Origin of the sequence: Bacillus sp. 165 (assembly GCF_017742235.1) — a bacterium.
Lineage (GTDB): Bacteria > Bacillota > Bacilli > Bacillales > Bacillaceae_G > JAGHKQ01.
Window position 1 is genome coordinate 303,345 of the sequence record NZ_JAGHKQ010000003.1, and the last position, 14,633, is coordinate 317,977.

Annotated in this window: 15 protein-coding genes; 1 reads left to right on the forward strand and 14 read right to left on the reverse strand. The window is 37.6% G+C overall.

The window, feature by feature from the left end; translation table 11 throughout:
• Nucleotides 1-11: 11 nt before the first annotated feature.
• From iadA to J7Q84_RS06520, 13 genes are all read right to left on the reverse strand, one after another.
• Nucleotides 12-1,184, reverse strand: coding sequence for a beta-aspartyl-peptidase (gene iadA / locus J7Q84_RS06465; RefSeq protein ID WP_209093709.1), 1,173 nt, complete (start codon nucleotides 1,182-1,184; stop codon nucleotides 12-14).
• 301 nt (nucleotides 1,185-1,485) lie between these two features.
• On the reverse strand, nucleotides 1,486-2,199 hold the full coding sequence (locus J7Q84_RS06470; protein ID WP_209093710.1) for a lysophospholipid acyltransferase family protein: 714 nt from the start codon (nucleotides 2,197-2,199) through the stop codon (nucleotides 1,486-1,488).
• 179 nt (nucleotides 2,200-2,378) lie between these two features.
• Nucleotides 2,379-3,035: an FMN-dependent NADH-azoreductase gene (locus J7Q84_RS06475; protein ID WP_209093711.1), complete on the reverse strand. Its 657-nt coding sequence runs from the start codon at nucleotides 3,033-3,035 to the stop codon at nucleotides 2,379-2,381.
• Nucleotides 3,036-3,193: 158 nt separating this feature from the next.
• Nucleotides 3,194-3,670, reverse strand: coding sequence for a dihydrofolate reductase (locus J7Q84_RS06480; RefSeq protein ID WP_209093712.1), 477 nt, complete (start codon nucleotides 3,668-3,670; stop codon nucleotides 3,194-3,196).
• Entirely contained in the window at nucleotides 3,667-4,461 is a 795-nt protein-coding gene (locus J7Q84_RS06485; protein WP_209093713.1) for a thymidylate synthase, read from the reverse strand. The genes J7Q84_RS06480 and J7Q84_RS06485 overlap by 4 nt, the downstream gene beginning before the upstream one ends.
• Nucleotides 4,462-4,557: 96 nt before the next feature.
• The gene (locus J7Q84_RS06490) at nucleotides 4,558-5,148 is read right to left on the reverse strand and encodes a YpjP family protein (RefSeq protein ID WP_209093714.1); all 591 of its coding nucleotides are present in this window, start codon (nucleotides 5,146-5,148) and stop codon (nucleotides 4,558-4,560) included.
• Between the two features lie 330 nt (nucleotides 5,149-5,478).
• Nucleotides 5,479-5,643 carry a hypothetical protein gene (locus J7Q84_RS06495; RefSeq protein ID WP_209093715.1) on the reverse strand — a complete coding sequence of 55 codons (165 nt, stop codon included), beginning with the start codon at nucleotides 5,641-5,643 and terminating at the stop codon, nucleotides 5,479-5,481.
• A gap of 85 nt (nucleotides 5,644-5,728) precedes the next feature.
• Nucleotides 5,729-6,922, reverse strand: a complete 1,194-nt coding sequence (locus tag J7Q84_RS06500) for a chromate transporter (RefSeq protein WP_209093716.1) — start codon at nucleotides 6,920-6,922, stop codon at nucleotides 5,729-5,731.
• 178 nt (nucleotides 6,923-7,100) lie between these two features.
• Complete coding sequence (locus tag J7Q84_RS06505) at nucleotides 7,101-7,562, reverse strand: GNAT family N-acetyltransferase (RefSeq protein ID WP_209093717.1); 462 nt, start codon at nucleotides 7,560-7,562, stop codon at nucleotides 7,101-7,103.
• A 23-nt stretch (nucleotides 7,563-7,585) separates the two neighbouring features.
• Nucleotides 7,586-7,795 (reverse strand): GNAT family N-acetyltransferase, encoded by a 210-nt coding sequence (locus J7Q84_RS18295; RefSeq protein WP_348519829.1) that lies wholly within the window; start codon nucleotides 7,793-7,795, stop codon nucleotides 7,586-7,588.
• A 9-nt stretch (nucleotides 7,796-7,804) separates the two neighbouring features.
• The gene (locus J7Q84_RS18300) at nucleotides 7,805-7,966 is read right to left on the reverse strand and encodes a hypothetical protein (RefSeq protein WP_247739114.1); all 162 of its coding nucleotides are present in this window, start codon (nucleotides 7,964-7,966) and stop codon (nucleotides 7,805-7,807) included.
• 136 nt (nucleotides 7,967-8,102) lie between these two features.
• A complete protein-coding gene (locus tag J7Q84_RS06515; protein ID WP_209093718.1) occupies nucleotides 8,103-9,674 on the reverse strand; it encodes a hypothetical protein in 1,572 nt (523 codons plus the stop codon).
• Nucleotides 9,675-10,161: 487 nt separating this feature from the next.
• On the reverse strand, nucleotides 10,162-10,725 hold the full coding sequence (locus J7Q84_RS06520; protein WP_209093909.1) for a sterol desaturase family protein: 564 nt from the start codon (nucleotides 10,723-10,725) through the stop codon (nucleotides 10,162-10,164).
• Between the two features lie 256 nt (nucleotides 10,726-10,981).
• Between J7Q84_RS06520 and J7Q84_RS06525 the strand changes: the two genes are divergently transcribed.
• The gene (locus J7Q84_RS06525) at nucleotides 10,982-11,191 is read left to right on the forward strand and encodes a DUF3951 domain-containing protein (RefSeq protein WP_209093719.1); all 210 of its coding nucleotides are present in this window, start codon (nucleotides 10,982-10,984) and stop codon (nucleotides 11,189-11,191) included.
• A gap of 311 nt (nucleotides 11,192-11,502) precedes the next feature.
• Here the strand turns inward: J7Q84_RS06525 and ileS are convergent, their stop codons facing one another.
• A complete protein-coding gene (gene ileS, locus J7Q84_RS06530; RefSeq protein WP_209093720.1) occupies nucleotides 11,503-14,595 on the reverse strand; it encodes an isoleucine--tRNA ligase in 3,093 nt (1,030 codons plus the stop codon).
• Nucleotides 14,596-14,633: the final 38 nt, after the last annotated feature.

The window sequence follows — 14,633 nt, forward strand, 5'->3', positions numbered from 1 at the left end:
CCTTTTGCACCTTATTCAAAAGTCCCCTTTACAAGGATACTTTGATTTTCTACCATAACATTTCCTTTTGCAATCACAGTTTGAATGTGTAGACTTTGTTTATCGAGCAAAACTATATCCCCATCTTTTCCTTCTTGGATCTGTCCTTTTTGTGTAAGACGAAGCACTTGAGCAGGGTTTGATGTAATCACCTGCAAGGCAGTTTCCATTGAAATATTCTCTTCAAGCACCGCTTCCCTTACCGCCTCATACAACGATGCGACCTTGCCAACCTGCAGCCCTGTAAATTCTCCTTCTTTATTGAACGCCGGCAAACTCGCTTGTCCATCCGAACTGAAAGTAATACATCCAATTGGTACGCCTTGCTCTAGCATCAGACGCAGCCCCTTGCTGCATTTCACTTCCCCTTCTGCTAAAAACTGGGGGATGGTACTCGTTGTCAAATCTACATAGCCTCCCCGTTTAGCATACCGAATACCTGCTTGGAACAGTTCTTCATTTCGATTAATATGGGTTGGGTGAAATTGACGAATCGGGAGCTCTGTTTGATCGATAATTTGTTCAAGCAAAGTTAGCTTTTCATCCCCATCCCCAACATGAATCTCTATCACTCCTGCTTTTCCAGATAAGATCCCGCCATTGCGAGCTGCCGCTGCGACCTTTACCAACTCATCTAAGGTAGGCTGTGAGGACCGATGATCTGCAATTGCTACTTCCCCTACTCCAATAATTTTATCAATCAAAATTATGTCATCTTGGATACGAGACGTTAGCGTTTTTATTGGAATATGATAAGAGCCTGTGTGTATATAACAAGTGATTCCTTCTTCTTCAAGTGCACGTGATTTCGCTAATAAACTTTCCATGGTTCTAGTTGTACCATCTGTTCCTAGCACCCCTACTAATGTCGTAATGCCAGCGGTGGTTGCGTCCGTTAAATTCAATTCCGGTGTTCTTGTATGAAAGCCACCTTCTCCTCCGCCTCCAATAATATGGACATGGGCATCTAAAAAGCCGGGCACAACGTATTTATCCGAAGCATCTATTACATTTATATCTACAAAATTAGTTGGTACATCAATAGAATCGCGTATGCAGCCGATTTTATCGCCAACAAGAAGTATGTCCTTCTTTCCTAAATAGGAGGGAGAAAATACTTCTCCATTTTGAATTATAGTAAGCATAGTAGCCCTCTCTTTGATGTAATGTTCACCATTTCACCGCTCTGTAATCTGTTACTTTTCGGTTCCATAGTATGTTAGTAGTCTATACTTTTCCAATAAAATACAGACATGAAATTGTAATTTTTTACATATTACAAATCAAAAGCTCGCACCGAAACAATGTTGTAAAGAGAAAAGAAGCAGGCCATCTACTTTAAGCAGATGACTTACTTCTTTTATTTTCTCTATGTTGATAAACGTTGCCGTTACAAACGAGAAGTATCCACATTGGCAATGTTCTCCCTCATTTAGGCCGAAATGATTACATTTTCGAAGCAATGAGATCTTGCGTGTACTTAGCCAAATCTTTTAACTCCATCTCTTTATATTGCTCTTCATAAATGGGTGGAGAAACAGTAAGCTTAACATGAGCAGGCTTGATTCGGTTTCCATTTGCTTCAAGCAGGTTATAGGTACCATTGATTGTCACTGGTACAATTGGGACACCCGATTTTACAGCAAGATGAAAGCTTCCTGTTTTAAACTCTGCCATTTGTTTCGTTTTACTTCTTGTTCCTTCCGGGAAAATGACTAATGAATGACCATTCTTTAAAAGCTCAATCCCATCCTTAATGGCTTGCAATGATTGTCTGCGGTCACTGCGATTCATAAAGATAGAATTCATGAAAGTCATCCACTCCGCAACAAGCGGCAGCTTCTGAAGTTCAGCCTTTGCAATAAAGCCAATCGGTTTTTGCAAATAGCCCATAAGCAGCGGGATGTCAAAATTGCTTTGGTGATTGGATACGAAAAGGACCGCACGATCTGTCGGAATATGTTCGATTCCTTCTACTTCAACTTTTGCACCCGCTGCCTTCATCATGCCTTTCCCAAAAGAATCAGGCGTTTTATGAATTAACATATCCTTTTCTTGTGGTGACATCGAAGCCGGCAATTTTTTGATTTTCTGTAAGGGTGCATATGTGCCTAACACTAACAGAATAATTTTAAATGCTGCATAAATAGTACGAAACATAGAATTCCTCCACTTTTCTCTCATTCAACCTTCATTATACCGAAGACAAGGAAAAAAATGAAAGGAGTTTTTCAAATACACAACAATTTTAAAGAGAAAACAGTATGCTATGGAGATATTATAATGAACATATAAAAACCTAAGCCCTGTTCGACTTAGGTTTTTATAAACTACTATTCTTATGCTGTTACAGTTTCTTTTCCGAATCGAACAGCCATTTCCTTCGCTTTTTCCATTGCCACAGCTTTAATTTCGCCAGATCGTTGCGGCATTGCAGCCATTCCTTCTACTGCAAGCAACTCTACATCTTGGACGCCTAAAAATGCAAGAACTGCTTTTATGTGATTATGACCAAAGTCCATAGCTGCTGCAGGTCCCTCAGAATAGATGCCGCCAGTTGCTTGGATATGAACCGCTTTTTTTCCTTCAAGCAAGCCGACAGGTCCATTTTCTGTATACTTAAATGTTTTACCTGCTACTGCTAAATTGTCGATATACGCTTTTACAATCGGCGGGTAGCTAAAGTTCCACATTGGTGTCACGAACACATAACGGTCTGCTTCCATGAATTGCTCTAAATTTGCACCCATAGCGCTCACTTTTTCTTGTTGACTTTGACTTAGGTCCGTAAACACAGTGCCCGCAGCTAATTTTCCCCATGCATCTAACACTTCACCGTCAATCATCGGTATGTTCGCTTCAAATAAATCAATGGTTATCACTTCATCAGTTGGATATGCTTGTTTGTATGCATTCACAAATTCTTGACCTACTGCTAAACCGAAAGAGTTGTCTGCCGAATTTGGATTCGCTGTAATAAATAATACTTTGTTCATAAATAGTCTCTCCCTTGTTCCTCAAATTTTATTATTTTAATCTGGTTTCTATTTATCAATAACTTACATTACGTAAGTAAGTATATAAAATAATATACTTACTGTCAATAAGTAAGTATATTATTTTAAAAAAACCGTTCAAACGAACGGTTTTTTAGTTATTTTTGTCTCTCATATACCACAAACTCATAATCATACGGATTTTTTTCATCTCGTATGCCTTGTTCTTGTGTAATAACCTGCCACTCTTCTTTTTCAAACTGTGGAAAATACGTATCTCCTTCAAATACTTCATGAATGTGTGTTACATACAACCGATCAGCTAAAGGCAGAGCTTGTTTATAAAGCTGCGCTCCTCCAATTACGAACACGTCTTTCTCTTGTGCCTGTACTTCTTCTAACGAGTGAACAACAGTCACACCTTCCGGCTGATACTCCTTATTTCTTGTGACAACAATATTTTCACGTCCCGGCAACGGCTTACCGATTGACTCATATGTTTTACGCCCCATTACTACGGGATGACCATATGTCACCTTTTTAAAATATCCCAAATCAGCTGGAAGGCGCCAAGGTAAATCATTATTTTTACCGATTGTGCAATTGTCGTCCATTGCCCAAATCAATGAAATCATACACTGACAACTCCTTTTATATGCGGATGTGCTTCATAATTTTCAAGGATGAAGTCTTCATATTGGAAATCAAAAATAGACGTTACCTCAGAATTGACTTTCATCGTCGGCAACGGTTTTGGTTCACGGGAAAGCTGTAGCTTAACTTGCTCTAAATGATTGGTATAAATATGGACATCTCCAAATGTATGAATAAATTCACCTGGCTCTAGATCACATACCTGTGCAATCATCATCGTTAATAAAGCGTAAGACGCAATATTAAATGGTACACCTAAAAATACGTCCGCTGATCTTTGATAGAGTTGGCAAGACAGCTTCCCGTTTGCTACATAAAACTGGAACAAGCAATGACAAGGCGGGAGTGCCATATTTTCAACATCCGCTACATTCCATGCAGAGACGATGAGACGCCGAGAGTCGGGATTGTGTTTAATTTGATTAATTAAATTAGAAATTTGATCGATAGTTTTGCCATCCTTAGCTGGCCAAGAACGCCATTGATGACCGTATACGGGACCCAATTCCCCATTTTCATCTGCCCATTCATTCCAAATGCGCACTCCATTATCCTGTAAATACTTAACATTTGTATCTCCTTTTAAAAACCAAAGCAGCTCGTGAATGATGGATTTTAAATGAAGCTTTTTTGTAGTTACAAGAGGAAATCCTTCACTTAAATCAAAACGCATTTGATACCCAAATGTGCTGATCGTTCCCGTTCCTGTTCGATCTTCTTTTGTAACACCATTTTCCAAAATATGTTTGCACAGCTCTAAATATTGACGCATACTTCACCAGCTTTCTATGTATAGTATCCCATCCATTTTAGCATATCCTTTCCAGTATGCGGATAAAAAAATAGGGCAAGCTTTGCTTGTCCTATTTTACGATAGCCATTGCGGCGGTTTATTTTTACTCCAATATATTTTCCCTAAATCGTTATGAGCTAAAAAGTTATCCTCTGTAGAGTGATAATGAAAATTAAAATAGTATCCATCTTTAGGAGGATTATCACGTCTTACATGAAAACGCAGTAAATCTTTTCCGCTTTCCGAATTGTATACATGAAATATTTTTTCGTTTTCTCCACCCTTCGGCTTTGGTGATACAGCTAGATGCTGAACCGTTTCAGAAGGAAGTGCCTCCGTAAAAGCTGCTAAGGTATCTTCAATACGAGGCAGGATAGTACTCTTGAATTCCTTTTCAATAACCGGACCAATTTTTGAACCAAACTTAATCATGGATTGTTTCTCTGCTTCTTCTACGGCATAAGAGATAAAATCCTCCGGTGTTATCTCCGGTATATCGGCAGATTCTTCTTCTGTTTGCTGCTCTTCATCCATTTTCTCTAAGCTTTGTCTTGTCGGTCGGTCTGCTTTAGAGCTTGTATCGAGCAATACCGAAGGCGGTGTAACGAGTCCAAATGTAAATACTGTGATTAAGGCTACGAGTGTTTTCTTTATCCATGCAGGCATTACAAATCTTCCTTTCAGCGTGTACCAGTACATATTAGTCTATACAGGTGTATCTTCTTTTCTAGATTATATTTTGATTATACAAAATATTCTTCTAAAAAACTATTACGTTTTCGTTAAAATTAACTAAATTTTCAGATTAAAAATTCACAGATTGGACAAAATTTGGTAATATAGTTATAGGCTTTCTTATGAGGAGGGTTCTAATGGAGCTAAACACTCTATTCTTCATCGCAAGTTTTATTTCAATTATTTATTTTATTTATCAAATGATTGCCGATTAAGGTAATAACGCAAAAAAGATGGTAGCATACCATCTTTTTTGCGTTATTACAGCATTGTCATTGCAATTGTCACTCCGAGAACCAACGTAGCTATTATTCCAAAAACCGTCATTTTCAATGCTTTTTCTTTCCCTTCTTTTCGCTTCAAATAAAAATACATGATAATATCCAATACTAGAATAGCTAATAAGCCAATAATTAGACCTCTCATATATTGCCTGCCTTTCTCTATTTGTTATTGCTATTGTTCCTGTTTCTACCACAATTCATTCTCTCCAAAACACGATTGCAGCACATTATACAAGAGTTAGTAATGCGCCTCCGGCAGATCCAATTACGACAATAATCCAAGGTGGTAATTTCACATACGCAAGCATAGTGAATAATAAAGATGCAAAGGCAAAATCGATGGGCAGCAAAATAGCACTTGTCCAAATCGGCTGATAAAATGCCGCAATCAAAATCCCCACTACTGCTGCATTTACTCCCATCACCATCCCTTTCATGCTGGAACTGTGACGCATGGTGTTCCAAAATGGCAATGTACCGAAAAGAAGTAAAAATGCAGGAAGAAATATAGCCACAGTGGCAACTAAGCCACCCTGCCAGCCGTTTATGACTGCTCCAATATACGCAGCAAAGGTAAATAATGGTCCTGGTACAGCTTGTACAGCGCCATATCCGGCAAGAAAAGTCTCCTCATTCAGCCAGCCGCTTGGAACAAATTCACGCTCAAGCAAGGGTAGCACAACATGTCCTCCTCCAAACACTAAGGAACCGGATCGATAAAAGTTGTCAAACAAAGCCACCCACTGCAAAGAAGTATTCTCCCGTAAAACTGGTAAAAGAACAAGCAATACAAAAAAAATGCTCAAACATATAAATGCAAACCTTCGTGAAATTGGAAACTGCATGTTAGGAGTATTTTCGCCTTTCTGCTTCTTAAACATCAGAAAGCCCGCTGCTGCCGATGCCATAATTACCCCTATTTGCATATAGGTCGTTTGCCATATCACTGTACAAATGAGTGTACACAACGCAATCCACTTTCTTTGTATGTCAGGTGTAAGCTTTTCTGCCATTCCTAAAATAGCATGTGCCACTATCGTCACTGCAACGATTTTCAAGCCGTGAATCCAACCGGCATTACTAATATCCGCACCTTGCAGAACCCCAGCAAACAAAATGAGTGCGATAACAGAAGGAAGCGTAAATCCGATAAATGCCGCAATACCTCCTAATACTCCCGCGCGCATCACTCCAATTCCAATACCTACTTGACTGCTCGCCGGACCGGGTAAAAATTGACATAATGCTACTAAATCTGCATAACTGCGTTCATCCATCCATTTTCTCCTTTGGACATACTCCTCATAAAAATATCCTAAATGAGCAATAGGACCACCAAAGGATGTAATGCCGAGCTTCGTGGAAACAAAAAGGATTTCGAATAACGCTTTTAGCTTTTGAGTTAATTGTGTCTTACTCATACTTTATCTCCTGTTTTTCATATAAACTTACACTGTAATTTCTTACCTGTTCAACAGTATACTCTAAAACTTAACATAATCTTTACAGTATGAGATTGTACTCCTTTACAGTTTGGTCCAAAATAATGAGTGGTATTATATGTATCCTATCTGACTACTCTTGTTGTTATTGAAGCGATCAGATAATTTTATATACAAATTCACGGCATGTGATAAATCCGCATTTTCTATAAAATTCTTTCGCTATTGTATTGGCACACCAATAATCCAGTTCGAGTTTCCGTATCTTCTTAGCATTGGCAATTTCTTCGATTTTCTCCATAATTTTCGAACCATATCCTTTTTTTCTATAAGAATCCACTATACTGAATTGATGTATATAAAGTGACTGATAGGCTTTCTTAAATGGATTTTCTTGATACCGCTTTATTTCAATCATTGCATAGCCAAAATATCGACTTTCATCCTCTAATAATAAAAAGATAAAATTAGGATTATTCACCATACTTTCAAAAAACTCTTTTACTACATTGTAGTCATATTCTTTAAAATAGTCCGGATATAACTGCACATGCAGTTCTTGTACACCCTGACTTAAAACCGAAAGTATTTCACAATCTCTCGTTTCACTTATTTTCATATACTCCCCTCCTCTTTTGTCTTTCAAAATCCAAGAGAGATATAGTATGTGTGAGAGCTGCTTGAGGCCAGCATTCCCATACGTGTTTTCGGATATAACGAATGAACAAGTCGCAAAAGCTCTTTTCCCATTCCACGCCCTCGATATTCTCCACATATTAACAGTTCGCAAATATATAAACTAATTACTCCGTCTGTTAGTCCCCCAACAAATCCAATAGCTTTCTCTTCCACTTCAGCTACCTAGGCAATAGGAGAGTGCTTCCAAGCATACTTTGTATTCTCTTGCCTCTGTATAAAAGAAAGCCATCCTTCTTTTTCATTTAACCTTTGTATGATCGAAAAATCGATTTCTTCATATGAAACAAAGGTTACATTTTGTTTATTTTTATGTAACCTTTCCATTTGATTCTTCACCTCTGCCATTATTATAGTTGTATTATTTTTGTCAATAACATAAAAGCATCGGAGTAGTCTCCAATGCTTTTCTTAACGAAACTAATGATGTTCACATTCACATCCTAGAATGTAACAAACCTTCTTATTCTTTTATCCTCTCAATATATGGATAATCCTCTAAATGTCTTGTAAGTTCCTCCATCGTTTGTGCAAACTCATCATAATCTATATATTCAACAGGGAACGTAATTACACTTTCATTATAACGGGTACATATGGTCACCGTTGGTACATTACGTTTGAATAAAAATCCTTTCGTTTTTACCATTTTAATAGAAATTTGTTTGATTTCATGCAATTTCACGGTAACCTGCTCTTCACCATCGAAGTACAGGAATTCATCACCCTTTATTTGTATCAAAATATTTCCTATTTTTCGTTGATAATGAACGAAGGACTGCATTTCCTCTCTTTCTTTTTCGCGCTGCTCCATAAAACGCTGTATATGTCCTTCCACAGAATAGTCATGAAAGTTCTCCTCGATTACATATGTACCATCCCACATATAAATAGAATCTTCATCTTCTTCCGTAGCATATGCTCCAACCCAAGCACCATGGATACTGTCAATTTCATCTATAAATGTAACTAAATAATAACGAATTGGCTGACCGTAAGAATTTGTTATATTCAAAGTTTCTTTAATTTCAATTTTTTCAGAGGACAAAACAAATTCTTGTTGACCTAAAACATGATGAAATAAATGGCTTTTCACAAAGTAATGCTGCTTATTTTGCTTGATAGGAAATCGGTTTTCCATATTAATCCTTAGCAGCTCCCAATAAACAGTCTCTGACGTTTCCAAATTACTCGCACATTCTATAAGATGATTTTCGTCGATGGAAATCCCCCTCTGCAAGCATACACTTACAGATGCTGTTTTAATAACAGGATCAGCGAACAGCAGAGCTTCTTGTATTTCTTTTTGGATTTCTTCATTATAATAAAATACCATCAATGACAGCAGCAGCTCCATTTTTGTACGTAATGGAATATACGTTGCTTTCCAGCTCCCATAAACATACTTTGGATGATAAGCAGCCTCATATTCATTATACGTTTTCTTCATAGCTTGATAGTCCTGTAGTAATACAGGGAGAACGAACCCAGGTTTCAACGAACCCAGGTATTTGTTCTCTAAGCAAAATGCTAGCATTCTATAAAAATCAAATTTATATCGCTCATCTTTCAGAAATTCATAAAACTGCTCCACAATCTTTGCAACCCAGGCTGGACGTTCAAACAATACATCTAACGGTAAAATTATTTCCTTTTTATTAAGATTGCCTCGTAAAATATCAAGAAGATGGACTAGGACTGTTTCCTCTTCAAATTCGCACAAATATCGAATAGCTCTTTCCTTTGCATACATGCTAAAGCCATCAAAGTGGGACTTCATGGATTCTATTAATTCTGGATAAATGAATTGACTTACAAGATCTATCATATGAAAGCTAGGATCGTCCCATTCTCCGACAGCTTCTGGAAAAACTGCCGCAGCTTCTTCAATAAGCTTTTCTAACAGAAATAAATTAACCTCAAAATCCATTTCCTTCAGATCTTGCAGCTCAGACAAAGCATTATACCTTACTGCCGGATTTTCACTATGAATGTCTTTTATTATTTGCATTAATGTTGATTTCACTGACGACATAACTCTCCCCACTCCTATAGCTGATATGTATGTTACTGTAAATACTTGAATATATTAGCACCACTATATCACCTGCAGATTTGGTCTACAACAAGATTTCGAATAAAATTACAAACAAAAACATTATTTGTATTTTTTACAATTCTCTTTTGTCCCAACGATAAAAAGAGTGAAGTCACTCTATAAGAACTTCACTCTTTTTCATAATTTCACAGTATATGGACACCTTTTACTAATTATATATATCCATAGCTTTATATTTAAAATATGCATTTTGAATAAAAATTACTTTACATACAACAAAACCGAATAACCATCCCTTTCCTCTTGTGGTACCAGCCCCACCTACGCTGCATACCTCGATAGCCACGCGTGCTATCCAACCCATAATCATCATAACAGAAAGCGCTTTCATTGTAAAGTATATTTTATGAATTTTTATAAAAATCTGAAAATTATTTTTTGTATATTATATTCATCACTTTCTTTATGTCCTCTTCTCCAAATTCTTCGCAGTTTGGCTTGTTTTTACATCCTTTTCGTTTTTTAATGTACCAAACAAAACATCTACAAATGGGTTGGACACACCAAACCAATACTTTTCATTTTTATAATGATGAAGAATATGCAGCTTTTTAAACCATTTTCCTAATGCGGTTCTTGGCTTGATGGAAGTATGAGCAATATAATGCTTCCATTCGTAAATAAGCAGCATTGTGATTAAACCAGCACCAAAAGCTGTACTGCCTATAAATGATTTTGTTATAGAAAAAAAGATAGCTGCTAAAATCATAAAATTAGGCAAGCTGTACCAAAGTGGCAGAAATAATAAATGCAGCTCATTCGGATAGGCATGATGGTCATAATGTAATCGCTTTAACATCTTTAGAAAAAAAGTATTTTTAGGCGGCTTTAGATGAAACAAAAACCGATGAGTGATGTATTCACTAAATATAAAAACAATTAGACCAATAAGATAGAACGCTGTAAGTGCGAGTGTAATCCCATTTACAAATAGAAAGCTAAGCATAAAGATTACAAGAATAACCATAACGATAATGTCTGGATAAAAGAAAAAATTCCGATATACTTTTTTCACTGCTATCTCCTCCTTTAATAAATACTAATCATAGTATAAAAGGAATTCTTTTTCTTCACTATCTTTATTTCCATGGCTATGAAGATGTATTTCGCGCTTTATCAATCAGGACTATTGCCCTATACTTTTCCGTAGCTACCTGGTACTCTTATTTTAAAATAAAATGTGAAGCTATTTTCTTTCTCATAAAAAAACAGGAGTTGATTATATGCACGCACTTGATTTAGCTGCAATAGGCTTACCTCTCGCCATAGTGGTATTAACCCTTATCGGATTTTACAAGGTTTTTATACAAAAAAGACGAATTACAGCATACTACACCCCATTTGACCATATTACAGGTCACTCCTTATCCCCATTTCATGAAGAACAAGAGGTAATCGCTGTGGATGAAGATCAAGGAAACGGTAAAAAATAAAAGCCTTTCACTCGCTGAGGGGCTTTTATTTTTTACAAAATGTCAAGCTTCTTGAATTGATTGTTGTAGAATATCATGCTTATGAAGTTATCTACTTATATTACGGTATATGAAATTTTATAATAGTAATTTATATTTATCGTAGTGCCGATATATTTTCAGTTTTGCTGATTTCGCCTAGGGGTTTGCCCATTTATTCTGAATTCCGTCGATATCCCTGTACAACTTGCCGATATTTTCTATATTCCGTCGATATCCCTACATGAGACAAGGTAAAATAAGTCGGGGCATCAAAATGCCCCAACTTATTTTCATTGTACAGGTGTGAGATTTATAAAAATACTGTTTTTCCCTATCTTTACTTCTTCGGCATTGGATAAGTGCTCTTGGATTTCCAGCTTCTTCATTAATACATTTTCTTTCAACAACACTTGGAATCGTTCAATTGCTTCAATAACATCCCTATCACCGCATATTGTTATATTGACGCGTGTGTTTACTGATAAATCCAATTTCTTGCGGTATTCCTGAATCGCGCGGATAAACTCGCGAGCTACTCCTTCCTGCAACAGCTCTTTTGTTAAGGTAACGTCCAATATAACTGTATAGCCTCCATTTGATGCTGCTGCAAACCCTGCTTTCGGTATTTTTTCTACGAATACGTCTTCTACGGTGAGTACTACCGTTTCACCTGACAGCATCTCAAGTGTTTCTGTTCCTTGTTCTATAAACTTCTTAGCTTTGGCATTTGATAACTGCTGTAAGTATTTATGCACATAATTCGCTTGCTTTCCTAATTTTGCCCCCACTTTTTTAAAATTTAGCTTCAATTTATACAATATAAATTCTTGATCATTGTTTTTCACTTGCACTCCTTTTATGTTTAATTCATCTCTGATGATATCTTCGTACTTACTCCACTCTATTGTTTCTTCGCTTAACAACGACAAACTTGCCAACGGCTGTTTCACTTTTAACGATTCTGTATTCCTAATATTTCTACCAAGTTCAACCACCTGCAAGACAGCTTCCATTTCATACTCTAAGCTGCTATTTATTGCAGATTCATCATACACTGGGTAATCAGTAAGGTGAACGCTACCATTTTCTAAATTGGAATAAATATCCTCCGCCAAAAATGGAGTAAACGGTGCAAGCAATTGGCTGATTGTTACGAGCACTTCATGCAATGTGTTGTATGCGGCTGCTTTTTCAGGACTCATGTCTGCTGCCCAAAAACGCTCGCGGGATCGACGTACATACCAATTACTTACTTCCTCGACTAACCTTACAATTTCACGGGCGGCATTTGTAAATTGATACTCTTCTAATTGATGGCGCACTTCTTTTACCGTACTATGCAAACGAGATAAAACCCAACTGTCCATTATCGTTCTATTTACCTCATATGGGTGTTTTGGGTCGTATCCATCCAACTTAGCGTATAACACGTAGAATCCGTGTATGTTGACTAATGTATCAACAAGCTTTGATTTTGCTTCTTGCACTACACGTGCCGAGAATCGCTTTGGATTCCACGGTGCACTGTCCGCTAATAATGCCCAGCGTAACGCATCCGCACCAAATGTCTGCATAAGCTGAATAGGATCTAATGCATTCCCTTTGCTTTTAGACATTTTTTGACCGTGCTCATCTAAAATATGGCCAAGAGATAATACTCGTTTGTACGGTACTTTTCCTGTAAATAATGTAGATACAGCAAGTAAACTGTAAAACCATCCGCGCGTCTGGTCAATTCCTTCTGCAATTACATCCGCAGGAAATTGCTTTTCAAATAGCTCTTTGTTTTCAAACGGATAATGATATTGCGCAAATGGCATAGAGCCGCTATCGAACCAAACATCGATTACTTCCGGTGTACGCACCATTATCCCACCACATTTTGAGCAATGCAGTTTAACTTCATCAACATATGGCTTGTGTAAATCTAAATTAGAATCTAACGCTTGAAGAGCTCGGCTCTGCAATTGCATAACACTCTTGGGCGCATATTCATGATGACAGCTTTCACATTGCCATATATTGAGCGGCGTTCCCCAATACCGCTTGCGACTGATATTCCAGTCCACCAGCTGCTCAAGAAAATTGCCGAACCGGCCGGATTTAATATGTTCCGGGTGCCACGTTACTTCTTCGTTATTTTGTAACAATTTTTCCTTTATTGCAGTTGTTTGGATGAACCAGCTTTCACTCGCATAATACAGAAGTGGTGAATCACAGCGCCAGCAATGCGGATAGCTATGCTCATATTTTTCTTTATGATAAAGCAATCCATTTCCTGCTAAATATCGTACCACATCCACATCACAGTCTTTTACGAACCGCCCTTCAAACATAGGAACTTGTGAGGTGTATTGTCCTTTTTCATCCACAACATTAACAAATGAAAATCCATTTTCCTTTACCGTCTTATAGTCATCTTCTCCATAAGCTGGAGCGATATGAACGATTCCGGTTCCGCTTATGTCTGTGACATAGTCTGCCATTACTACCTTATGACCATGCTCCACAAAGACACATGCAAATGGTGGTACATATTCTATTCCCTTTAATTCTTCTCCTCTATGAACAGAAAGCACTGTATAGTCTTTCAGTACACTTTCTACCAATGCTTCTGCTACAACATAAATTTCCTCTCCCTGCTGCACCCTCACATACTTCATATCTGGATGTACCGCCAATGTCACGTTGGCTGGCAGAGTCCAAGGTGTTGTCGTCCAGCCGAGAAAATATTCGTTATCCCGGTCCTTTCTTTTAAATTTAACTGTTGCTGTTATATCCTTTACTGTTTTATAGCCTTGAGCAACCTCATGTGAGCTTAATGATGTTTGGCAGCTCGGGCAATATGGTGAAACACGATGCCCCTTGTATAATAATCCCTTTTCATGAATTGTACTGAGAATATGCCATACACTTTCGATATAAGAGTTATTCAATGTGATATATGAATGTTCCATATCAACCCAATACCCGATTTGTTCTGTAAAATTGCGCCACTGTTTCTCATACGTAAACACACTGTCCTTGCATTTCTTAATAAAAGCTTCTACACCGTACTGTTCGATTTCATGCTTTCCAGAAATGCCAAGCTGCTTTTCTACGCCTAGCTCCACTGGCAATCCATGTGTGTCCCAGCCAGCTTTTCGCAGTACTTGATAGCCAGCCATCGTTTTATACCTGGCTACAACATCTTTAATCGTACGCCCTAATGCATGCCCTACATGAGGCAGCCCGTTTGCAGTGGGAGGACCTTCATAGAAAACAAAAGTAGGCTTTCCTTCTCGGTTTGCAATGGATTGCTGGAATGTCTGATGCTCAATCCACTGCTTTTGAATTCTATGCTCCCGATTTGTCGCAGATTCTTTGACATTAACCTCTTTCACGTGATACCACTCCTTTTCACATTTAAAAACACACAAAA

Excerpts from the sequence above, each read along its gene's own strand:
- J7Q84_RS06495 (WP_209093715.1), bottom strand. The coding sequence starts at position 5,643 with ATGAGAGGTCTAATTATTGGCTTATTAGCTATTCTAGTATTGGATATT.
- J7Q84_RS06500 (WP_209093716.1), bottom strand. The coding sequence starts at position 6,922 with ATGAGTAAGACACAATTAACTCAAAAGCTAAAAGCGTTATTCGAAATC.
- J7Q84_RS06470 (WP_209093710.1), bottom strand. The coding sequence starts at position 2,199 with ATGTTTCGTACTATTTATGCAGCATTTAAAATTATTCTGTTAGTGTTA.
- J7Q84_RS18300 (WP_247739114.1), bottom strand. The coding sequence starts at position 7,966 with ATGGAAAGGTTACATAAAAATAAACAAAATGTAACCTTTGTTTCATAT.
- J7Q84_RS06505 (WP_209093717.1), bottom strand. The coding sequence starts at position 7,562 with ATGAAAATAAGTGAAACGAGAGATTGTGAAATACTTTCGGTTTTAAGT.
- J7Q84_RS06480 (WP_209093712.1), bottom strand. The coding sequence starts at position 3,670 with ATGATTTCATTGATTTGGGCAATGGACGACAATTGCACAATCGGTAAA.
- J7Q84_RS06515 (WP_209093718.1), bottom strand. The coding sequence starts at position 9,674 with ATGTCGTCAGTGAAATCAACATTAATGCAAATAATAAAAGACATTCAT.
- iadA (WP_209093709.1), bottom strand. The coding sequence starts at position 1,184 with ATGCTTACTATAATTCAAAATGGAGAAGTATTTTCTCCCTCCTATTTA.
- J7Q84_RS06520 (WP_209093909.1), bottom strand. The coding sequence starts at position 10,725 with ATGGTTATTCTTGTAATCTTTATGCTTAGCTTTCTATTTGTAAATGGG.
- J7Q84_RS06485 (WP_209093713.1), bottom strand. The coding sequence starts at position 4,461 with ATGCGTCAATATTTAGAGCTGTGCAAACATATTTTGGAAAATGGTGTT.
- J7Q84_RS06475 (WP_209093711.1), bottom strand. The coding sequence starts at position 3,035 with ATGAACAAAGTATTATTTATTACAGCGAATCCAAATTCGGCAGACAAC.
- J7Q84_RS06490 (WP_209093714.1), bottom strand. The coding sequence starts at position 5,148 with ATGCCTGCATGGATAAAGAAAACACTCGTAGCCTTAATCACAGTATTT.
- J7Q84_RS06525 (WP_209093719.1), top strand. The coding sequence starts at position 10,982 with ATGCACGCACTTGATTTAGCTGCAATAGGCTTACCTCTCGCCATAGTG.